The sequence below is a fragment of the Kitasatospora sp. NBC_01266 genome, from assembly GCF_036242395.1.
Taxonomy (GTDB): Bacteria; Actinomycetota; Actinomycetes; order Streptomycetales; family Streptomycetaceae; genus Kitasatospora.
Genome location: NZ_CP108458.1, coordinates 2,764,400 through 2,785,045 on the forward strand (window position 1 = coordinate 2,764,400; position 20,646 = coordinate 2,785,045).

Consider the following 20,646-nt stretch of genomic DNA (forward strand, 5'->3'; position numbering starts at 1 on the left):
TCAGGGGCGGCCGGAGACAGCCGGAGACAGCCGGGGACGGCCAATCCGAGCCTGGTCACCGAAGGCTCAGGTTCGATCACGCCATGTCAAACAATCATGGCATTTCCGCGCACGACATCTGGTCAACCGGCCAGTAACCCACTTACGGTCAACTCCCCGTCCCCCACCACGAGGAGCCGTTCCTTGCCCAGCCGCGCCTTACGCCCGCCCCGCCGGCGGTTCGGGTTCCCGGCCGCCGCGCTCGCCGCCCTGCTGGCCGGCGCCCTGCTCGCCGCCGCTCCCGGCGCCGCCACCGCCTCGGCCGGCGCCGTCCACGCGCTGCCCGCCGCCGCTGCCGACTACTGCGGCGGCCAGTGCAACGACATCCTGCCGCCCGGCGAGAACGGCAACGCCACCCTCGCCGACATCCTCGCCAACAAGGTCTTCGGGACCCGTCCCGCGAACACCGACAGCCAGCTCGGCCCCTACGCCTCGCTCGCCTCCGGCTACCCGAACCTGACCAACGCCCAGTTGGGCGACTTCTTCAACAACGCCTCGTTCGGCGTGCCGGCCGGCCAGGTGGCCAGCACGACCAGCCCGCGCCCGGACGTCACCATCGTGCGCGACACCACCGGCATCCCGCACATCACCGGCACCACCCGGTACGGCACCGAGTACGGCGCCGGGTACGCCGCCGCGCAGGACCGGCTCTGGGTGATGGACCTGTTCCGGCACGTCGGCCGGGGCGAGCTGTCCGGCTTCGCGGGCGGCGCGGAGGCCAACCGCCAGCTGGAGCAGAGCTTCTGGCAGGCCGCGCCGTACACCGAGGACGAGCTGCAGCAGCAGATCAACAACGTGGCCGCCGACGGCACGCGCGGACAGCAGGCGCTGGCCGACGCGCAGGCCTACGTGGACGGCATCAACGCCTACATCACCCAGGCGTACAACAACCGGACCTTCCCCGGCGAGTACGACCTGACCGGGCAGGTCAACGCGATCACCAACGCCGGGTCGATCCAGCCGTTCAAGCTGACCGACCTGGTCGCGCTGGCCTCGGTGATCGGCGCGCTGTTCGGCTCGGGCGGCGGCGGGCAGCTGCAGTCGGCCGAGGTCAAGGAGGCCGCCGACGCGCGGTACGGCACCGCGCTCGGCGACCAGGTCTGGCAGTCGCTGCGCGAGGCCAACGACCCGGAGGCGGTCACCACGCTGCACGACGGGCAGTCCTTCCCGTACGCGCTGCCACCGAGCGATCCGCAGGGCGTGGCGATGCCCGACGCCGGCTCGGTGGTGCCCGAGCAGCTGATCTACGACGCGACCGGCTCGGCGACGTCCAACACCACCAAGGCCGCCGGGGTGCTGCCCGGCAACCTGCTGACCGCCAAGCACGGCATGTCGAACGCGCTGCTGGTCTCCGGGAAGTACACCGCGAGCGGAAACCCGGTGGCCGTGATGGGCCCGCAGACCGGCTACTTCGCGCCGCAGCTGCTGATGCTGGAGGAGCTGCAGGGCCCGGGGATCAGCGCCCGCGGCGCGGCCTTCGCCGGCCTGAGCTTCTACGTGGAGCTGGGGCGCGGCGAGGACTACGCGTGGAGCGCCACCTCGGCCGGGCAGGACATCACCGACACCTACGCGGTGCCGCTGTGCACCACCGACGGCTCGCCGGTCACCCTGGCCGCCCAGTCCTACCTCTACCACGGCGTCTGCACACCCTTCGACAAGCTGGTGCAGACCGACGCCTGGTCGCCGACCACCGCCGACTCCACGCCGGCCGGCTCCTACTCGCTGGTGATGTACAGATCCGACTACGGCCTGGTGACCGCGCGCGGCACGGTCGGCGGGCAGCCGGTGGCGTTCACCTCGCTGCGCTCCAGCTACGACCACGAGGTCGACTCGATCATCGGCTTCCAGATGCTCAACGACCCCGGCTCGGTGCACGATCCGGCGAGCTTCCAGCAGGCGACGCAGAACATCAACTACACCTTCAACTGGTTCTACGCCGACTCCCAGCACATCGCCTACTACAACTCCGGTGACAACCCGGTGCGTCCCTCCGACGTCGACCCCGGACTGCCGATCATGGCCCAACCCGCCTACGAGTGGCAGGGGTTCGACCCGACGGACAACACCGCGCAGTACACGCCGCCGGCCCAGCACCCGCAGGGGGTGGACCAGGACTACTACATCTCCTGGAACAACAAGCAGGCCCAGGACTACGGCGCGGCGGGCTACGGCGACGGCTCGGTGTTCCGGGCCAACCTGCTGGACTCCCGGGTCAAGGCGCTGGTGGCCAAGGGCGGGGTGACCCGCGCCTCGCTCACCCAGGCGATGGAGGACGCGGCGGTGACCGACCTGCGCGGTGAGGACGTGCTGCCCGACCTGCTCCAGGTGATCAACACCGCTCCGGTGACGGATCCCCAGCTCGCCGCCGTGGTGCAGGAGTTGGAGACCTGGCAGGCCGCCGGATCGAAGCGGGTGGAGAGCTCGCCGGGCAGCGAGAGCTACGCGAACTCGGCCGCGATCCAGGTGATGGACGCCTGGTGGCCGCTGGTCGCGGACGGCGTCATGCACCCGGGGCTCGGCGACCAGCTGTTCACCGCGCTGACCGGGGCGCTGCAGATCAACGAGTCCCCGTCGGGCGGCCAGACCGGGCCCACCGGCAGCGGCACGGTGAGCGCCAACGAGTCGATCCCGCACAAGGGTTCCTCCTTCCAGTTCGGCTGGTGGAGCTACCTGGACAAGGACCTGCGCTCGGTGCTCGGCGAACCGGTGGCCGGACCGCTGGCCCAGCAGTTCTGCGGCGGCGGCAACCTGGCCAACTGCCGCACGGTGCTGCTGAACACCCTGCAGCAGGCGGCGGCCGAGTCCGCGAGCCAGGTCTACCCCGGCGACAGCGACTGCGCGGCCGGTGACCAGTGGTGCGCCGACACCATCATCCAGCGGCCGCTGGGCGGAATCACCGACGACAAGATCAGCTGGCAGAACCGGCCGACCTACCAGCAGGTGGTGGAGTTCCCCTCGCACCGCTGAACCAGCCGACGGGGGCGCCGAGTTCGGCGCCCCCGTCAAGCCGCGCCCGGGTCCTCCCACACCTCCCGGCTCGATGAGTACGATGTACGCCACCTGCTCCCCGCCGCGCAAACGGCGCTGACACCTCCCGGGTGAGCGGCTCCACGGCGACTCCAGGTGCGCACTAGTACGCTGGAGGGGTAGCCGCTCCGCCGACCACCCAGGAGACCCCGTGCCCACCCCTGACGCACCGCCGTACCTGCGGATCGCCGCCGAGCTGCGCGATCGGATCACCGGCGGTGCGCTGCGCCCCGGTGACCGGGTGCCGTCGACCCGTCGGATCACCCAGGAGTGGGGGGTCGCGATGGCCACCGCGACCAAGGCACTGGCGACGCTGCGCCAGCAGGGGCTGGTCGAGTCGCGCCCCGGCGTGGGCACGGTGGTCGGCGAGCTGCCGCCCACCGCGCCCGGCCCCGGACCCGCTCCGGCGGCCAGCACCACCCCCGCACCGGTGCGCCGGCGCAAGCCGCGCGGCGGCGAGCCGGGGCTCAGCCGCGAGCGGATCGTCCAGGCCGCCATCGCCGTCGCGGACGCCGAGGGCCTGGCGCAGCTCTCGATGCGCCGGGTCGCCGCCGAACTCGGCGTCGCCACCATGGCGCTCTACCGGCACGTGGGCAGCAAGGAGGAACTGGTCGACCTGATGGCCGACACCGTGCTGACCACCGGCCCGCTCCCGCCGGACGACCTCACCGGCTGGCGTCCCCGGCTGGCCGCGCTGGCCCGGGTGCAGTGGGCGCTCTACCGCCAGCACTCCTGGCTGGCCAGCACCATCTCGCTCACCCGCCCGGTCCCGATGCCCGGCTCGCTGCGGCACGGCGAGTTCGTGCTGGCCAGCGTCGAGCCGTTCGGCCTGCCGCCGGCCACCCGCCTCTACCTGCACATCCTGTTCTTCGCCGCCGTCCGCGGCATCGCCGTCAACCTGGAGCTCCAGTCCCAGGACCGGGCCCAGAGCATGACGATCAACGAGTGGATGGAGTCCCAGGAGACCGTGCTGCGCAGCGCGCTCGCCACCGGCGCCTTCCCACACTTCGGCGCCATGCTGGCGGAGCTGGACACCGCCACCGGGCCGGAGGGGTTCGAACTCGACCTCGACCAGCTCTTCGAGTTCGCCCTGGAGCGACTGCTCGACGGCCTGGGCCTGTTCTTCGAGCCGCCGGGCCGCTGAACCGCCCGGCCGCCGGCCCTCGCCCTCCCGGTACCCGCCGCTCACCCGCGCGGCGGCGGGTGGCTTGCCGGGGGTCGGCGCCCGCTTGAGGCTGGCCGAGACCCCTCTCCCGCCGAGCCCAGGGACCGCCGCCATGACCGCCTGCTCCGACCCCGACCCCGCGTACGGCACCCGGCTGGCCGACGAGTCCCCCGAGTACGCCCGGGCGCGCGAGGAACTGCGCCTGGCCGAGCTGGAGTTGATGAACCACCGGGAGGCGGTGGCGCAGCGCCGGCGGGAGCTGCCGGCCGGCCCGGTGATCGGGGACTACACCTTCCTGGAGGGGCCGGCCTGGCTGGACCAGGGCGACGACCCGGTCCGTCCGGTGCGGCTCAGTGAACTCTTCACCGCGCCCGGACGGCCGCTGGTGGTCTACCAGTTCATGTACGGCAAGCGGCAGCAGAGCCCGTGCCCGATGTGCACCATGTGGCTCGACGGCTTCAACGGCATCGCCCACCACCTGACGCGAAACGCCGACTTCGCCGTGGTGGCCGCCGCCGATCCGCAGCCGCTGCGCGCGCACGCCCGGCGGCGCGGCTGGGAGCGGCTGCGGCTGCTCAGCTGCGGGGCCAGCACCTTCAAGTACGACCTGGGCAGCGAGAACGGGGAGGGCGACCAGTACTCGACGGTCTCGGTGTTCACCCGGGACGCCGACGGCACGCTGCGCCACCAGTACTCGGCCCGACCGCAGTTGGCGGCAGACGTGGACCAGCGCGGCATCGACCTGCTGGCCCCGGTCTGGCACCTGCTGGACCTGACGCCGGACGGGCGCGGCGACTGGTACCCGGCCCTGGACTACTGAGACCCGGCCGAGGCCGCGACGCCCCCCGGACGGACCCCGGCTGAGATCCCGGCACCACGGCCGGGCCGCCGGAACCCGGAAGCCTGTGGTGCTCCGCGCGGACTTCCTCTACGGTGTACAGGTCCTATACGCCGTAGAAGAGTGGAGCGGGATCCCGTGCCCCAGACCGACCGCCGACCCGACCGGTGGGTGATCCTCATCGTGATCTGTCTGGCCCAGCTCGTCGTGGTGCTCGACAACACCATCCTCAACGTGGCAATCCCCTCCCTCACCAGGGAGCTGGGGGCCACCACCGCACAGGCCCAGTGGGTCGTCGGCAGCTACTCGCTCGCCCAGGCGGGCCTGCTGATCGCCGCCGGCGGACTGGCCGACCGGTACGGGCGCAAGAAGGTCCAGCTGCTCGGCCTGGCCGTCTTCGGCGTGGGTTCGCTCGGCGCCGCGCTGGCGGGCAGCCCCGGGCAGCTGATCGCGGCCCGCGCGGGCATGGGGGTCGGCGGCAGCCTGCTGCTGGCCACCAGCCTGGCGATCGTGGTGCGCGTCTTCGACGCCGACGAGCAGCCCAGGGCGATCGCCGCCTGGAGCGCCATCGCCTCGCTCGGCATCGCGCTCGGCCCGGTGCTCGGCGGCCTGCTGCTCGACCACTTCTGGTGGGGCTCGGTCTTCCTGGTCAACCTGCCGGTGGCCGCCTGCGCGCTGTTCGCGGTGGCCCGCCTGGTGCCGGAGTCCAAGGACCCGCGCGGCGCGCGCCCCGACCTGCTCGGTGCCGTGCTCTCCACCGCCGGGCTGGTGGGCGTGGTGTACGCGGTGATCCAGGGCCCCGGCTACGGCTGGACCTCGGCCGGCACCCTGCTCGCCGGCGGGCTCGGCCTGCTCTTCCTGCTGCTCTTCCTGCTCTGGGAGCGCCGGATCGAGCACCCGCTGCTGGACCTCTCCTTCTTCCGCGACGCCCGGTTCCGCGGCGCGATCTCGGGCGGCGTGCTGGTCAGCTTCGGGACGGGCGGCTCGCTCTTCCTGCTCACCGAGCACCTGCAGTTCGTGCTGGGCTACGGCCCGCTCGCCGCCGGCCTGCGCACCGCCCCGATGGCGCTGACCATCATCGCGCTCAACCTGACCGGCGCCGGCGTGCGGCTGACCGCGAAGCTGGGGCTCAAGCCGCCTGCGGCGATCGCCGCGGGGCTGACCCTGCTGGCCGCCGGGCTGGCCGCGATCGCGCTCTTCGGGCACCAGGGCTCCTACCCCGGCGTGCTGCTCGGCCTGGTGCTGCTCGGCGCCGGCGCGGCCTTCGCCCAGCCCGCGATGGCCGGCACCATCATGAGCGCGATCCCGCCGGAGAAGGCCGGGGTGGGGTCCGGGCTGCTGGGCACGATGGGCGAACTGGGCAACTCGCTCGGCGTCGCGGTGCTGGGCGCGGTGCTGACCGCCGGGTTCGCCGCCGCGCTGCCGGCCGGCCTGCCGCACACCGCGGCCCGCTCGCTGCCCGACGCGCTCGCCGCGGCCGCCCCCGGCACCGCCGGCCAGGTCCACAGCGCCTTCGCCGACAGCCTGACCAGCAGCCAGCTGATCGGCTCGGCCGCGGTGCTGCTCGGCGGCCTGCTCGCCGCCTGGCTGCTCAACCGGGCCGCCGCCCAGCCCGCGGCCCCCGCCGCGGCTCGGCCGACCGAGCCGGCCACACCCGTCGGCTGAGCGGGTCTCACCGTACGATCGCTGCACGGCCCCCCAGGCGCGGCCGGGCAGCGAACGTACCGACAGGGCAGGACCGACCATGGCCGACAGACCCCGCGACCCCGCGGTCAGCATCTGGGTGAAGCCGCCCAGGACTCGCCGGCACGGCAGCGCCCCCAGCGGCCTGAGCCGGGAGCGGATCGTGCGGGCCGGCGTGGAGCTGCTCGACGCGCAGGGCATCGCGGCCTTCTCGATGCGCAGGCTCGCGACCGAGCTGGACGTGACCCCCATGTCGCTCTACTGGTACGTCGACGCCAAGGACGACCTGCTCGAGCTGGCGCTGGACGACGTGCTCGGCCGACTGGACATCACTCCCCTGGAGGACCACGGCGACTGGCGCCGCCAGCTGCGCACGCTCGCCCAGGAGTACCGCAGGTGCTTCCAACTCCACCCCTGGGCAGCCCAGTTGGCCGGCCAGTTCCTGCCGCTCGGGCCCAACTCGCTGCTCTTCTCGAACAGCGCCACCGGTGCCATCGCCCGCAGCGGACTGCCCCCCGAGCAGTACGGCGCCGCGCTCGGCCTGATCTTCGAGTACGTCTACGGCTTCGTGCTGATCGAGTCCCAGTGGCTGGTCCGGGTGCGCGCTTCCGGCCTGGGCGAGGACGCGTTCTACCAGGTCCTCTACGGCGTCATGCGACAGGCCGCCCCGGGCCTCGCGGACAACGCGGACCTGCTGGCGAGCCAGCCGCGGTCCGACCAGGCCGCCGCCCGGGACCTGCGCTTCACCCAGGGCCTGGACCTCGCGCTGGCCGGCATCGACGCCCGGATCGCGACGGCCGGGGCCCACTGAACCGACCGCGCCGGCCGAAACGAAAAGCGCGGTAGTTCCGATAATTCGGAACTACCGCGCTTCAGTATTCAATCAAATCACATCGTCTCGGCGACCTCGACGACGATGTCGCTCTCCTTGACGAGCTCCACAACCAGGTTACGGATGTCCATGTTATTCCCCTCCTTCCCTTTCCTTGCCCTTCGCTTGATAAGAAGGCTAGCCGGTTTTCGATTTCCCCGTCAAGCCTTCGATCGAGGGATTTCGCGAGCCTCGTCCGGCTACACGAAATCGTCGTGGCCAGTGCGCCGGAAACGGCGCTCCTGGTACTGCAGGATGAGTGCGGCGGCGAGCAGCCAGCACCCGGAAAGAATGACGGCATGGCCGGCCGCCGGGATATCGACGCGCCCGGCCACCGCCTGCCGGAAACAGGACACGGCGGCGCCGTAGGGCACCAGGTCCGCGAGGATCCGCAGCCACTCGGGGGCCGCACCGGTCGGCAGCACCCCACCGAGCAGCAGAAACGCGTACGAGGCCAGGTTGCCACCCAGCAGATCAGCGCGTTTGCCCAGGCTGAGGGCGGTGACCAGGAGGCCGACCGACAGGCCGGCCAGCGCCACCACGAGCGCTCCGGCGAGCGCCTGCGGGAAACGGGTCAGCAGCCGCGCGTCACCGATCAGCGGCGGCACCACGAGAAAGGCGACCAGCCAGCTGCCGAACGCCTCGGCCAGATAGGGCAGCGACCGCACCAGAAATAGCCGGAATAGCCCTAGGCGACCCATTCTCAATCTGGCCAGGGTGCCGAAGTATTTCTCTTCGGCAGCCACGTCCGGCAATTTTGTGACCAGCGCCGGAATCAATGCGAACGCAATACCGCCGAGCGCGGCGTAACGCTGTCCGGCGGCCCCGTCCTGCAGACCGCCGAGCAGCACCAGGAATATCGCCTGGAGCAGCGCCCGGGGCAGTACGCTCCAGCCGAGCACCGCGTTCGAGACATAGGACCGGTAACTCCGCACCGACATTCTCGCGGCCACCCCGTAGGGCGTCCAGCGGTCGGCCAGGTCAGATGAGTTCAACTTTTCCGCTCTCCCTGGCCCGCTCGGTGAGACGGCCGAAGATCAGGCTCCCCGCGATGAGGTAGCCGACGGTCGAGACAGCGATCGCGCCCAGCGCCACCGGGCGCACCGCGCCGCCGTCGACCGCGCTCAGCGCCACCTCGCGCAGCCAGCGCAGGCTGAGCAGCGCGGACGGCCAGCGGGCCCAGCCCGGCAGCGCGGTCAGCGGCACCAGGGCGCCACCGACGATGAAGACGGGGTACATCAGCGCCTCGGCCAACCGGGCCGCGGAGCGCACCACCAGGAAGAGTGCGGCGAGCAGCAGCCCGAAGGCGCCGGCGTTGACCACCGCCAGCAGCACGGCTAGCGCCAGCACGCCGGGGCGGGCCACCTCGAGGGGGCTGCCGAAGGCCGCCGGCACCACGGCGCAGACCAGGCCGACCGCGACCAGCGCGATCACCGCGGTGCCCACGGCCTTGCCGGCCACCACCACCCGCAGGTCGGCCGGGCGGACCAGCAGCTGGCTCATGGTGCCCATCCGGATCTCGCGGTGCAGCAGCATCCCCGAGGACCAGACCAGGCTGGACCAGAGCGAGATCAGCGCGGTGCCCACCGTCAGGCCCGCCACGCCGCCGGCGGCCGAGCCCGGTCCGGCCGCGAGCAGCAGCGACAGGAAGACCGTCGGCTGCACGATGCCCAGCACGATCACGGCCGGATTCGCCCGGACGTCCTTGATGTGGAAGCGGGCCGCGCCCAGCATCGTCGCGGCCGCGTTCATCGCGAACTCCCGTTCGCGTCAGCGGCGTTCATCGCGGCATCCCGTTCATCGCAGCATCCTCGAGAACACGTCGTCCAGCGCCACCGGCAGCACCTGGAAGTCCGTCACCTGCGCGCCCTCCAACGCCTGGCCGATGGCGGCCAGATGGGCCGGGTTCCAGTCCGGCAGCATGATCTCCGCCGCCCAGCCGTCCCCCGACTGCGACCAGTTCACCGGCAGCGCGGCGGGCAGCCGGAACTCGGGGCGCGGTCCGCCGCCGCGCACCGCCACGGTGGCGACGGTGTCCGCCGAGGCGCGGAACTCCTCGATGGTCAGCGTGTGGCTGATCCGGCCGTCGTGCAGCATCACCACCCGGTCGGCCATCCGGTCGATGTCGAGCAGGTAGTGGCTGGTCAGGATCACCGCGATGCCCTCACCGCAGAGCGCCCTGACGTTCTGCCGGAACCGCTCGGCCTCCTCCGGGTCCAGCCCCAGGGTGGGCTCGTCCAGCAGCAGCACCCGGGGCCGGGAGACCAGGCCGATCGCGATGTGCAGCCGCTGGCGCATGCCCTTGGAGAAGGTCTCCACCCGCTGGTCGGCCGCCTCCAGCAGACCCACCTGGGTGAGCAACTCGGTGGAGCGAGAGGCCAGTTCGCGGGTCCGCAGGCCGGCCAGCAGGCCGAAGAAGGCCAGGTTGTCGCGGGCCGAGAGCCTCGGATACAGGCCGCGGTCGCCGCCGAGCACCAGCGAGACCTGGCGGCGGACCGCCTTGTGGTCGCGCACCACGTCCAGGCCCGCCACGGTGGCCCGGCCCGCCGTGGGGGTGAGCAGGGTGGCCAGGATCTTGATCAGCGTGGTCTTGCCGGCGCCGTTGACGCCGAGCACTCCCAGCACCTCCCCGTAGTCCACGTGGAGGTCCACCGCGTCCAGCGCCACGGCGGTGCGCCCGTCCCGCCGGTAGTCCCGGCGCAACCCGGCCACCTCCACGGCGCGGGCCGGGCCCGGCGCGCCGGCGGTCCCCCGCAGGCGCTCGCCGGGGGCCGGCCGCACGCCTGCCACGGTGGCTACTCGATCCACTGCGGCACGACCTCATCGGCCCGGTGCGTGGTGACGTCGATCGACAGCTCGGCCGACTCGACACCGGGCAGCACCAGCTGCTCCAGCAGCGCGGTCACCCGCTTGCCGAACTCGGCGGCCTCGGCGGCGAAGAAGCGCGGGTCGAAGGCGGTGGCGACCTGCAGCGAGAGCCGGCCACCGGCCCCTTCGGGCGCCCACTCCAGGCGGGCCAGCGGCTTGCCCTGGCGCAGCGCGCCGCGCGCGGAGTTCGGCCCGCGCAGGTCGCCCAGCGCCACCTCCGGCAGCCGTTCCAGTGCCTCGGCCAGCAGGAAGGGCGACAGGACCGGACGCCGCCGCCCGCCGGACTCGACGAACGGGGTGAACGGGACCCGGCCGAGCAGGCGGATCGAGACCTCGCCCGGCTCGCAGTCGCTCGCCACCAGCTGGACCAGGTCACCGGTGCGGTACCGGATCATCGGCTGGATCTGCGAGAACGGGAAGAGCTCGGTGAGGGTGAGTTCGCCGATCCCCTCGGCCAGCGGCTCGTCCGCGTCGAGCCGCAGCACCTCGGGCACCACGGTGGGGTCGAAGTGGAAGGCCTCGCAGGCCGCGCAGCGGGTGGCGCCGCCGATCAGCTCGGAGAGGCTGAACCGGTCGCGCAGCTCCGCCCCGCCCCAGGCCTCGAGCAGGGTGCGGCGCTGACCGGCCGGCAGCACGTCGCTCAGGCTCACCAGGCGCTGGATGCCGAGCCCGGCGGGATCGATCCCGGCGGCCAGCAGGGCGTCGGTGATCAGCAGCAGCGCGGCGGGGTTGCCGCAGAGCCGGCGGTCGAACCGCTCCGCCTGCGGCAGCAGGCCGTCCCGGGTGAGCGTGGTGACCGTGCGCTCCAGGCCGCGGTCCGAGAAGGCGTCGACGGCCAGCCGCAGATCGGTGATCGTGGTGCTGCCGACGCTGCCGTGGATCGCCATCGGCATGGCCGAGAACATGATCGAACGCCGCTGCGGCACACCGCTCTTCTGCGCGGTGGTCTCGCGCACCGCGTCCGAGTAGTCGGAGAGCGCCTTGAGTTCCTCGGCCGAGCGGTACCGGATGAACGGCCGGCCGGTCGTCCCGGTCGAGTGGGCGACCTGACTGATCGTCAGGTCGTCGCGCAGTGCGGACAGTTCGCTCTCGCGCAGGGTCGCCTTGGTGATGGTCGGCAGCGCCGGCAGCTCGGCGACGGTGCGCACCGAGGAGAGGTCCACGCCCTTCCAGTGCTCCTGGTAGAACGGCACCGTCCGGGCGTTGTCGATCGTCAGGGCCAGCAGCTGGTCGCGGAACGCCGACTTGGCGTGCCGGCCGGCCCGCGCGGTGGCGGCGGTCACCGGGCACCGCCGGAGGCGGCGCTCAGGCGCTGCAGGTCCCGCTCGGAGAAGCCGGCCATCGCGCGCAGTTCGAGGTTGGGCCGGCCCCGGCCGCGGAAGGCCATGTGGTCCGGCTCGCGCTTGGCGTAGTCGCCCAGGCCGACCTCGTCCACGATCTCGTTGTGCCGGATCAGGCAGCGCTCGGTGGCCGCCTCCACCGCCAGGTCGTCACCGTCGTACAGGTGGCCGAGCCAGCGGTTGGCGTAGGTGACGTGGCGCAGCTCGTCGGCGAGCACGTGGTCGAACATGATGGCGACCGACTCGTAGCCGGCCGCGCGCAGCTTGGGCACGGCGTTGCCGAACACCTCGATCGCGGCGTCCTCGCCGGTGCGGCTCAGCACGATCATGCGGTGGTCGAGCGGCTGGCCGGCCATCGCGGCGTAGAGGTCCGGGTCGCGGTAGGGGAACTGCTTGTAGTCCACCCCCATCGCGGCCAACTCGCTGAAGAGCAGGTGGGTGTGGCGCATCTCGTCGTGCGCGTGCCGGTTCATGTCGGTGTAGAAGCCCAGCGGCAGATCGGCGAAGTCGGCCATGCTGCGCAGCGGGACGTCGGTGGCGATGAACTCGATCTGCACGCCCTTGCGCAGCAGGTAGACGACCGTTTCGTCGTCCAGCTTGGACGGGTCCGGGTCGGGCATCTGCCCGCCGATCGCGGGCACCCGAGGCGCCCAGCTCGGGTAGGCGCGCGCCGGGCAGGCCACCAGCGGGAGTTCGACGGTTCCGGTGGGGGTGACCGAGGCGCCGGCCTGGTGCGGGGCGCTCAGGTAGTCGCCCAGGTCGGCCGCCGGCAGCCCGAGTTCGGCGAACCGGGTCAACCCGTCCTCGGCCAGCACCCGGCAGCGCTCGTGCAGTCGCCGGTCGTGGTAGGTGGTCTCGGCCGTGCAGTTGTCCCTGGCCGAGGCGTGCAGTCGGGCCAGTCCCCGCAGCAGCGCCTGTCCCCAGGCCAGCGCCCGCTGCGGATCGTCCGCCCGGGCCAGCTCGGCCGCCTGCTCGACGGCCGCCACCGAGGGGCGGCCCATCTTCTCCCGTGGGACCCGGAGTTCACCGATCCGCGTGTGCAGCAGCTCGGCCTGGCCGATCAGGCTGTTGACGGCACTGACCAGCGCGGCCCGGGGCGGGATGTCCCCCAGCCTCGGCGCGAAGCCGGCCAGCAGTCGGCCGGCCAGCAAGGCGCCGTGGTAGAGCCGCAGTTCGAAGTCAGCGAGTTCGCTGATGACGAGGGAGTCGATGGCGGGCGAGTCGATGGCGGGGGTGACAGGTATGGCCTCGGAGTTCACAGGATTCCTTGCCGCTCGTGTGCACTGGTCTTCGGCCGCTGCCGTCGGGGCCGCTCCCGGCAGAGGGCGGGAGCAGGCGACTCGCGACGGCCCGTGAATCCGACAACGGTGCACCAGGGATTTTCGAGCCGAAACTACGGATGTGCTGCCCGGGAGTGGGCGGTTCCCCGACAGCACCGATACCCGGAACCTATAGCGCCGAGCCGACTCCGGTCGCTCGACCGGATCCCGAAAATCCTGACAGACAGCAAGCACCCAGGCCCGCAAATCGGGCATACCCCGTGATACCCGGTATCAGGCGCCCTCGGCCTCCCTGGGGCCGACCTCCTCCGTGCTCGACAGCAGTCCCAGGCTGGCGGCGATCACGCCGGCCTGGAACCGGCTCTCCGCCCCCAACGCCTGCGTCAGGTCGGAGATGTGGCGCCGGCAGGTGCGCACCGACATGCCCAGTCGCCGGGCCACCACCTCGTCCTTGGCGCCGGTGGCCATCAGCCGCAGGATCATCCGGCGCTGGTGGTCGGTGATGAACTTCGGCTGCGGGAAGGTCGGGTCGAACGGCTGGGCCTGGTCCCACAGGACGCCGAAGAGCCGGACCATGAAGGCCGTGACCTGCGGGTCCCGGATCACGGCGGCGGCCTCACCGCGGCCGGGGTCGTCCGCGCTGAGCTCCCCGTGCCCGCTCAGCGGCCGGATCGGCACGAAGCAGGTGCTCCGGTCGAAGATGACCAGCCGGTCGGGCACCTCGTCCACGCTGCGGAACTCCCCGCCGGCCTGGGTCAGCGTCTCCACGTACCCCTGGGTGGGCAGGTCGTAGCGGGCCGCGTGCTGGTACACCGTCCGGATCCGCACGCCGCGCTCCAGCATCGCCCGGTCCCGTTCCAGTGCCAGCGCCAGCCGCTCCGGCGAACGCCCGCCGCCGGGCTGCAGGGTGAGAACCTCCCGGGTGCACTTGTCACTCTCGGCGTTCAGCAATAGATTCACGACGGCCAGATCGGACACGATGTCAATGGCCTGGCCCCGGGATTCCTTACGGCGGTAGGCCTCGTGGACCGGAACGAGCGCCTGGATCTGTCTGCGCATCCGCTCTGCCAGCACGGCCTGGTGCCGTATCTTGTTCTCCAGCGGATCGACGACACGGGCCTTGGCGACATCAGGGCTGACCACCGTCCACCGCCCGTCCCCCTCCGCACTGGGGACGAGCAACTGCAGCTCAACCAGGGTGTCCCGGGCCTGCTCCAGTTCCTCCCGGCTTCGGTCGAGCGCGACCATCAACCCGGCGATGTCCAACTCCCGGGTCTCCATCACATGTTGGTAGACAACCGTGTGGAGTTCGTCCAGGTTCGACGGTCCACCAAGATCGAGGCTGGTCATATCTCGCCCTCACCTGTATGCGGGTCGTGGGGGGACAAACGAGTCAGGACCGCCCGCCCGGCCGTCGACCCGACCGTGATCCTACAAGGCAGTAACCGCATCTGACCTGTGCTTGTCGGCCGGGGAGCCGACGGCATCCTTCTTCCGTAAGGACTGATTCGACAGTGGCGATTCCCCATTCCCATGCGATCGTCGGCTGCGGCCGAGTGGCGCCCAACCACGTCGACGGATTCCGGTCGGTGCCGGACTGGACCGTGGCCTGGGCCTGCGACCGCGCGGCGGCGACCGCCACCGCGTTCGCCGCCGAGCACGGCATACCCCGGGTGTCCACCGACTGGCGCGAGCTGCTCGACGATCCGGCGCTGACCAGCGTCTCCGTCACGGTGGACCACCGCCAGCACGCCGAGCTGGCCATCGCGTTCCTGGAGGCCGGCAAGCACGTACTGGTGGAGAAGCCGATGGCCACCGACTCGGCCGACGCCCACCGCATGGTGGCGTGCGCGGCGGCCAACGACCGGCTGCTGTCGGTGGTCGCCCAGCACCGCTACGACCCGTTGGTCGTAGCCGTCCGCGACTGGGTGCGCGAGGGGCTGCTCGGCGAGCTGCTCTACGTCTCGGTGAACCTGCAGAGCAGCCGGCCGCAGAGCTACTACGCGGACAGCTACTGGCGCGGGACGCTCGACGGCGAGGGCGGCTCGGCCCTGATCAACCAGGGCTACCACTGCCTGGACACGGTCCGCTGGATCTGCGGCGACCTGGACGTGCGCGCCGCGGTGACCCGTACCAAGGTGCTGGCCGACGTGATCGAGACCGAGGAGACGCTCAGCGCGCTGCTCACCGCCGACGGCGTGCCGGTCACCATGAACGTGACCGTGGCGAGCAGCGTGGACTGGCGGACCCGGATCGAGGTGGTCGGCGCGCTCGGCTCGGTCACCTTCGACCTGGACCACCCCGGCAGCCTGCACCACTGGTCGGGCTCGGCGGAACTCCAGCGCCGGGTGGCCGCCGAGCAGGCCCGCACCGCGACCACCGAGGCGCCGGGCATCGACTACTACGGCATCTCGCACCGCCGGCAGATCGCCGACTTCGCCCAGAGCGTGCGCGGCGGCCGGCCGATGCTCTCCACCGCGCGCGACGCGATCGGGACGCTGGACACCGTGCTGGGCCTGTACGAGCGGTCGGCCTCGGCGAAGGCCCTGCGGTAGGTAGTACGCTCCCGCTCAAACGCATCCCTTGAACACGCCCGTTGACATTGGAGAGATCTGTGCCTCCGTCAGTGAACCAGAGCTGGGTGGCGCACACCGCCGACCAGGTGATCCGCGAGGCCGAGCGGCGGGGGGCGGACCGCATCGTCTGCGCCTCCGGGGTGAGCCCGTCCGGCCCCGTCCACCTCGGCAACCTGCGCGAGCTGATGGTGCCGCACCTGGTGGCCGAGGAGATCAAGTCCCGCGGCGTGGCCTGCGAGCACATCCTGTCCTGGGACGACTACGACCGCCTGCGCAAGGTGCCGGCCGGCCTGGCCGACGAGTTCGCCGAGCACATCGGCCGGCCGCTCACCGCGGTGCCCGACCCCTGCGGGGAGCACGCCTCCTGGGCCGAGCACTTCAAGCAGCCGTTCCGCCGGGCACTGGCCGAACTCCAGGTCGAGGTCCGGGAGATCAGCCAGAGCGAGATGTACGCGGCCGGCGCCTACCGTGAGCAGGTGCTGCACGCGATGCGCGAGCGGAGCACGATCGACCAGCTGCTCGGCCGGTTCCGGACCAAGCCGGGCGAGCCGGCCGCCGAGGACCTCGGCGACGGGGTGACCGCCGTCCTGGACGACGGGGTGGCGGGCGAGGAGGACACGGCCACCGGCACCGGCGGGTACTTCCCCTACCGGGTGTACTGCCGCGCCTGCGGCCGGGACTCGACCGCGATCACCGAGTACCAGGAGCCGGTCGCCCACTACCGGTGCGACTGCGGGCACACCGACACGGTCGACCTGAGCACGGACCACGGCGGGAAGCTGGTCTGGAAGGTCGACTGGCCGATGCGCTGGGCGTTCGAGGGTGTGCTCTTCGAGGCCGGCGGCAACGACCACTCCAGCCCGGGCTCCTCCTTCTCGGTCGGTCGCGAGCTGGTGGCGACGGTGTTCGGCGGCAACGCCCCGGTGTACCTGCCGTACTCGTTCGTCGGCGTGCGCGGGATGGCGAAGATGAGCGGCTCCCGGGGCGGCGCGCCCACCCCCGCCGACGCGCTGGCCGTCATCGAGGCACCGGTGCTGCGCTGGCTGTACACCCGCCGCCGCCCCAACCAGTCGATCACCATCGACTTCGGGGACGAGGTCGGCCGGCTGTACGACGAGTGGGACGCGCTGCAGCGCCGGATCGACCAGGGCAGCGCCTCCCCCACCGACCAGGCGCTCGGCGCGCTGTCGGCCGCCACCGGCGCGGGACCGCTGCCGCAGCCGCGCCGCCGGGTCGCGTTCCGCACCCTGGCGTCGATCCACGACGTCACGGCGGGCAGCGACGAGCAGATCCTGCGCATCCTGCAGCAGGCCGAGTCCGGTGCCGAGGAGCTGCGGCTGGCGGACATCGAGCCCCGGTTGACGCTGGCCCGGCAGTGGGTGGCCACCCACGTCCCGGCCGAGTCGCGCACCCACATCCGCAGCGAACTCGACCGCGAGCTGCTGAAGTCGCTCACCGACGACCAGCGCGCCTCGCTCGACCTGCTGCTGGAGCGGCTGCCCGAGCGCTGGAACCTGGCGGACCTGACCTCGGTGCTCTACGCCGTGCCGAAGCTGCGCGCGGGGCTGGCCGCCGACGCGGCTCCGACGCCCGAACTGAAGGTGGCGCAGCGGGAGTTCTTCATCCTGCTGTACCAGCTGCTGGTGGGTCGGGACACCGGCCCGCGGCTGCCCACGCTGCTGCTCGCGCTGGGCCGTGAGCGCACGGTCGGCCTGCTGTCCTGAGGCCCCGGCCGCGGTCCTGAGGCCGACTGCTGGAGCACGCCTGTTGCCTGAACCCGCTCGGCCGAGCGGGTTCAGGCAACAGGCGTTCGGCCGCGCGGCTCAGCCGCGGGCGACGGCCAGCAGGTGCGCGCTGGCGTTGACCAGCAGGGCGTCGCGCTCCACCAGCCTGGCGCTGTGCAGCGCCGCCTCGACGTGCGCGTCGAACGCGTCGTTGCCGGCCACGTCCAGGGCCGGCCAGACCGGTCCCTCCACGCCGTACACCGAGATCTCCGCGAGCCCCGCCGCACGCAGCTCGGCGTGCAGTTCCTCGGCGGTGTGGAAGTGGGCCGGGACGAAGCCGAGATGGCCGTCGTACTCGCCGGTGCGCAGCGTCCGCGCCACCCGCTCGGCGATCCCCGCGTCCAACCGCCCGCCGCTGCCGGCCTCCAGCAGCGTGATGTAGCGGCTGGTGCCGGCCGCGGCCAGCAGCCCGCCGGGCCGCAGCACCCGGCGCGCCTCGGCCAGCGCCCGCTGCCGGTCGGCGGCGTCCACCAGGTGGTAGAGCGGGCCGAGCATCAGCACCACGTCGGCGCTGTGGTCCGCCGCGGTCAGCTCCCGGGCGTCGCCCAGCTCCGCCGCCACCCCGGGGATCAGCGCCGCCGCCTCGACGTGGCCGGCGACCGGGTCGACCAGCGCCACCTGGTAGCCGTCCGCCGCGAGCCAGCGCGCGTGCGCGCCGGTCCCGCCGCCCACGTCGAGCACCCGGGCGGGCGCGGGCGGCAGCACCCGGCGCAGCAGCTCCTGGGTCCGCAGGAACTCCAGCCTGCCGTGCGGCGTCCTGGACAGCCGCCCGTCCTCCTGGCCGGCCACGTTGTAGTGGTCGCTGGTGTCGATCGTCATGGTTCTCTGGCGCTCCTTCACTCGGCGGACACCTGGGGCATCACATGATGGGCCAGCAGCTCCAGTTGGTCCCAGTCGTCCAGGTCCAGGAGCTGCAGGTAGATCCGCTGCGCGCCGGCCCGCGCATAACTGCCGATCTTGTCGACGATCTCGGCCGGCGACCCGGCCAGCCCGGTGGCGCGCAACTCGGCCACCCCGCGCCCGACCCGGTCCGCCCGCTCGGCCAGCCGCGCCTCGCTCGTGGCGGCGCAGACCGCCAGCGCGACGGAGTAGCAGAGCTCCTCGGGATCGCGGCCGATCGCCTCGCAGGCGTCCCTGGTCCGCTGGTACTGCAGGCGGGCCTCCTCGGCCCGGACGAAGCCGATGTTGTACTCGTCGGCGTACCGGGCGGCGAGTGCCGGGGTGCGGCGCGGGCCCTTGCCGCCGACCAGCAGCGGCGGGTGCGGCCGCTGGACGGGGCGGGGCAGCGCGGGATTCCCGCTGAGCGTGTAGTGCTCGCCCGCGAAGTCGAAGAGCTCGCCCGGCGGCGTGGTCCACAGGCCCTTGATGATCCGCAGCTGCTCCTCCAGGAGGCCGAACCGGCGCGCCGGGAACGGCAGGCCCAGGGCCCGGTGCTCCGCCTCGTACCACCCGGTGCCCAGGCCCAGTTCGACCCGGCCGCCGGACATCTCGTCCACCTGGGCCACCTGCAGGGCCAGCACGCCGGGCGGCCGCAGGGTGGCGGCGGACATCAGCGTCCCGAGGCGGATCGAGGAGGTCTCCCGGGCGATGGCGGCCAGCGTGAGCCAGGAGTCGGTGGGACCGGGCAGGCCGCTCACCGCCCCCATGCTCAGGTAGTGGTCGGACCGGAAGAATCCCTCGAATCCCAGATCCTCGGAGATTCTGGCAACGGCCAGTTGGGCCGCGTAGGAAGCGCCCTGCTGGGGCTCGATGAAGATGCGCAGCTGCATTCCGCCATGGTGGACCGATTCGCGGTGCGAAGAACAGTGGCGACCGGTTGCCACGGAATAATTGGCCACCCCGGAGGAACCGGACAAAGCCCCCCCAAAACGTCCGATTCCCGGTCCGATTCCCAGCCGATTACCGGCCTGCTGCCTTGCGGCCCGCAGAGCGCTGTTCCAGGATTGCCGACAGTATCGGGCGGCTCGTTTCACGGTGGCCGCGCCGCCATGACGGGCCGGACCGGGTCGAGCAGGTTTTCAGAAAGGACCGTCCGTTGTCGTCGTCCGCCGATCCCCCGCTGTCCGGGGCCACCGAGGCCGGCCCGACGGCGCGCGACGGCGCGCCGCCCGAGGTGCCACTGGACCTGCCGGGCGTCCAGGCCCTGCGGGACGCGGCCCTGGGCGCGCTGCGCCGCCTCACCCCGACTCCCGACGAACTCGCCCGCTGGGAACGCGACCACCTGGGCCGCCGCGCCCCGCTCGCCCGCTGCCGCGCCCGGCTCGGCGAACTGCCCCGGGAGCGCCGGGCCGAACTGGGCAAGGCGCTCGCCGACGCGCTGCGGGAGCTGACCTCGGCCGCCGCCGAGCCGGCCCGGTCGGCCGCCGAGGCCCGCTTCGAGCACGAGCGGATCGACCCGACCGTGCCGCCGGTGGACCAGGACCCCGGCGGGCTGCACCCGATCACCCTGCTCACCCGGGAGTGCCTGCGGCACTTCGGCGAACTCGGCTTCGCGCACCTCGACTCGCCCTGGGTGGAGACGGTGGCGCACAGCTTCGACATCCTCGGGGTCCCCGCCGACCATCCGACCAGGGGCCTGGACCGCAGCTTCTACCTCAGCGCCGACACACTGCTGCGCAGCCACACCACCGCCTCCCAGGCGGGCGTGCTCGAACGGGAGCGACCGGCCGGGCCGATGCGCTTCGTGGTCACCGGGCCGTGCTTCCGCAACGGCGTGCCGACCCCGCGCACCCACACCCAGTTCCACCAGTTCGAGGTGGTGGCGCTCGGGCCGCAGATCCGGCTCAGCGACCTCAAGGGGTTGACCCTCGGCTTCGTCGAGGACGTGATGGGGCCGGGCTTCGCCCCCCGGTTCAGGTTCCGCTCGTTCCCCTACGCCTCGCCGGGCGTGGCCGTGGACGTCGACTGCCGGCCGTGCGGCACGGCGGGCTGCGAGCTGTGCCGGGGCAGCGGGCGGCTGGAGATCATGGGCGGCGGCATGCTGGTCCCCGAGATCCTGCGGATCGGCTGCGACCCGGCGCGGACCCGGGGCCTCGCACTGGCCATCTCGCTGGAACGGGTGCTGGCGCTGCGGCACGGCCTGCGCGACATCCGGCACTTCCTCCAGAACGACCTGCGCGTTCTCACCCAGTTCGTCCGATGATCCGCCCGATGAACCGCCCGATGATGAACCGCC

16 protein-coding genes are annotated in these 20,646 nt (G+C 72.3%); 8 read left to right on the forward strand and 8 right to left on the reverse strand.

Going from position 1 to position 20,646, the window contains the following annotated elements:
• Positions 1 to 183 precede the first annotated feature (183 nt).
• The 5 genes from OG403_RS11740 (at position 184) to OG403_RS11760 (ending at position 7,563) form a co-directional block, all read left to right on the forward strand.
• Positions 184 to 3,006 carry a penicillin acylase family protein gene (locus OG403_RS11740; protein WP_329563854.1) on the forward strand — a complete coding sequence of 941 codons (2,823 nt, stop codon included), beginning with the start codon at positions 184 to 186 and terminating at the stop codon, positions 3,004 to 3,006.
• Between the two features lie 211 nt (positions 3,007 to 3,217).
• Positions 3,218 to 4,210 (forward strand): GntR family transcriptional regulator, encoded by a 993-nt coding sequence (locus OG403_RS11745; protein ID WP_329563856.1) that lies wholly within the window; start codon positions 3,218 to 3,220, stop codon positions 4,208 to 4,210.
• A gap of 133 nt (positions 4,211 to 4,343) precedes the next feature.
• Positions 4,344 to 5,051, forward strand: a complete 708-nt coding sequence (locus tag OG403_RS11750; RefSeq protein WP_329563859.1) for a DUF899 family protein — start codon at positions 4,344 to 4,346, stop codon at positions 5,049 to 5,051.
• A gap of 156 nt (positions 5,052 to 5,207) precedes the next feature.
• Positions 5,208 to 6,734: an MFS transporter gene (locus OG403_RS11755; RefSeq protein WP_329563861.1), complete on the forward strand. Its 1,527-nt coding sequence runs from the start codon at positions 5,208 to 5,210 to the stop codon at positions 6,732 to 6,734.
• A 79-nt stretch (positions 6,735 to 6,813) separates the two neighbouring features.
• Complete coding sequence (locus tag OG403_RS11760; RefSeq protein WP_329563863.1) at positions 6,814 to 7,563, forward strand: TetR/AcrR family transcriptional regulator; 750 nt, start codon at positions 6,814 to 6,816, stop codon at positions 7,561 to 7,563.
• 260 nt (positions 7,564 to 7,823) lie between these two features.
• On the opposite strand, the gene OG403_RS11765 is transcribed toward OG403_RS11760, so the two are convergent.
• The 6 genes from OG403_RS11765 to OG403_RS11790 all read right to left on the reverse strand — a co-directional run bounded on the left by OG403_RS11765 (position 7,824) and on the right by OG403_RS11790 (position 14,461).
• On the reverse strand, positions 7,824 to 8,618 hold the full coding sequence (locus OG403_RS11765; protein ID WP_329563865.1) for an ABC transporter permease: 795 nt from the start codon (positions 8,616 to 8,618) through the stop codon (positions 7,824 to 7,826).
• The gene (locus tag OG403_RS11770; RefSeq protein ID WP_329563867.1) at positions 8,605 to 9,375 is read right to left on the reverse strand and encodes an ABC transporter permease; all 771 of its coding nucleotides are present in this window, start codon (positions 9,373 to 9,375) and stop codon (positions 8,605 to 8,607) included. Before OG403_RS11770 ends, OG403_RS11765 begins: the two co-directional genes overlap by 14 nt.
• A 45-nt stretch (positions 9,376 to 9,420) precedes the next feature.
• Positions 9,421 to 10,413, reverse strand: a complete 993-nt coding sequence (locus tag OG403_RS11775; RefSeq protein WP_329563870.1) for an ABC transporter ATP-binding protein — start codon at positions 10,411 to 10,413, stop codon at positions 9,421 to 9,423.
• Between the two features lie 5 nt (positions 10,414 to 10,418).
• Positions 10,419 to 11,774: a phenylacetate--CoA ligase family protein gene (locus OG403_RS11780; protein ID WP_329563872.1), complete on the reverse strand. Its 1,356-nt coding sequence runs from the start codon at positions 11,772 to 11,774 to the stop codon at positions 10,419 to 10,421.
• Complete coding sequence (locus tag OG403_RS11785; protein ID WP_329563874.1) at positions 11,771 to 13,090, reverse strand: DUF455 family protein; 1,320 nt, start codon at positions 13,088 to 13,090, stop codon at positions 11,771 to 11,773. The genes OG403_RS11780 and OG403_RS11785 overlap by 4 nt, the downstream gene beginning before the upstream one ends.
• A gap of 294 nt (positions 13,091 to 13,384) precedes the next feature.
• Positions 13,385 to 14,461, reverse strand: coding sequence for a helix-turn-helix transcriptional regulator (locus OG403_RS11790; RefSeq protein ID WP_329563875.1), 1,077 nt, complete (start codon positions 14,459 to 14,461; stop codon positions 13,385 to 13,387).
• Positions 14,462 to 14,625: 164 nt separating this feature from the next.
• On the opposite strand from OG403_RS11790, the gene OG403_RS11795 reads away from it, so the two are divergent.
• Both OG403_RS11795 and lysS read left to right on the forward strand, forming a co-directional pair.
• A complete protein-coding gene (locus OG403_RS11795; RefSeq protein WP_329563876.1) occupies positions 14,626 to 15,666 on the forward strand; it encodes a Gfo/Idh/MocA family protein in 1,041 nt (346 codons plus the stop codon).
• Between the two features lie 59 nt (positions 15,667 to 15,725).
• The gene (gene lysS / locus OG403_RS11800) at positions 15,726 to 17,411 is read left to right on the forward strand and encodes a lysine--tRNA ligase (protein WP_329563877.1); all 1,686 of its coding nucleotides are present in this window, start codon (positions 15,726 to 15,728) and stop codon (positions 17,409 to 17,411) included.
• 99 nt (positions 17,412 to 17,510) lie between these two features.
• On the opposite strand, the gene OG403_RS11805 is transcribed toward lysS, so the two are convergent.
• Positions 17,511 to 18,290 carry a class I SAM-dependent methyltransferase gene (locus OG403_RS11805; RefSeq protein WP_329563878.1) on the reverse strand — a complete coding sequence of 260 codons (780 nt, stop codon included), beginning with the start codon at positions 18,288 to 18,290 and terminating at the stop codon, positions 17,511 to 17,513.
• A gap of 17 nt (positions 18,291 to 18,307) precedes the next feature.
• On the reverse strand, positions 18,308 to 19,240 hold the full coding sequence (locus OG403_RS11810) for an LLM class F420-dependent oxidoreductase (RefSeq protein WP_329563880.1): 933 nt from the start codon (positions 19,238 to 19,240) through the stop codon (positions 18,308 to 18,310).
• Between the two features lie 266 nt (positions 19,241 to 19,506).
• Between OG403_RS11810 and OG403_RS11815 the strand changes: the two genes are divergently transcribed.
• Complete coding sequence (locus OG403_RS11815; RefSeq protein ID WP_329563881.1) at positions 19,507 to 20,613, forward strand: tRNA ligase subunit PheS family protein; 1,107 nt, start codon at positions 19,507 to 19,509, stop codon at positions 20,611 to 20,613.
• Positions 20,614 to 20,646: the final 33 nt, after the last annotated feature.

Coding starts and splice junctions, on each gene's coding strand:
- OG403_RS11750 (WP_329563859.1), top strand. CDS start 4,344: ATGACCGCCTGCTCCGACCCCGACCCCGCGTACGGCACCCGGCTGGCC.
- OG403_RS11760 (WP_329563863.1), top strand. CDS start 6,814: ATGGCCGACAGACCCCGCGACCCCGCGGTCAGCATCTGGGTGAAGCCG.
- OG403_RS11770 (WP_329563867.1), bottom strand. CDS start 9,375: ATGAACGCGGCCGCGACGATGCTGGGCGCGGCCCGCTTCCACATCAAG.
- OG403_RS11790 (WP_329563875.1), bottom strand. CDS start 14,461: ATGACCAGCCTCGATCTTGGTGGACCGTCGAACCTGGACGAACTCCAC.
- OG403_RS11805 (WP_329563878.1), bottom strand. CDS start 18,290: ATGACGATCGACACCAGCGACCACTACAACGTGGCCGGCCAGGAGGAC.
- OG403_RS11810 (WP_329563880.1), bottom strand. CDS start 19,240: ATGCAGCTGCGCATCTTCATCGAGCCCCAGCAGGGCGCTTCCTACGCG.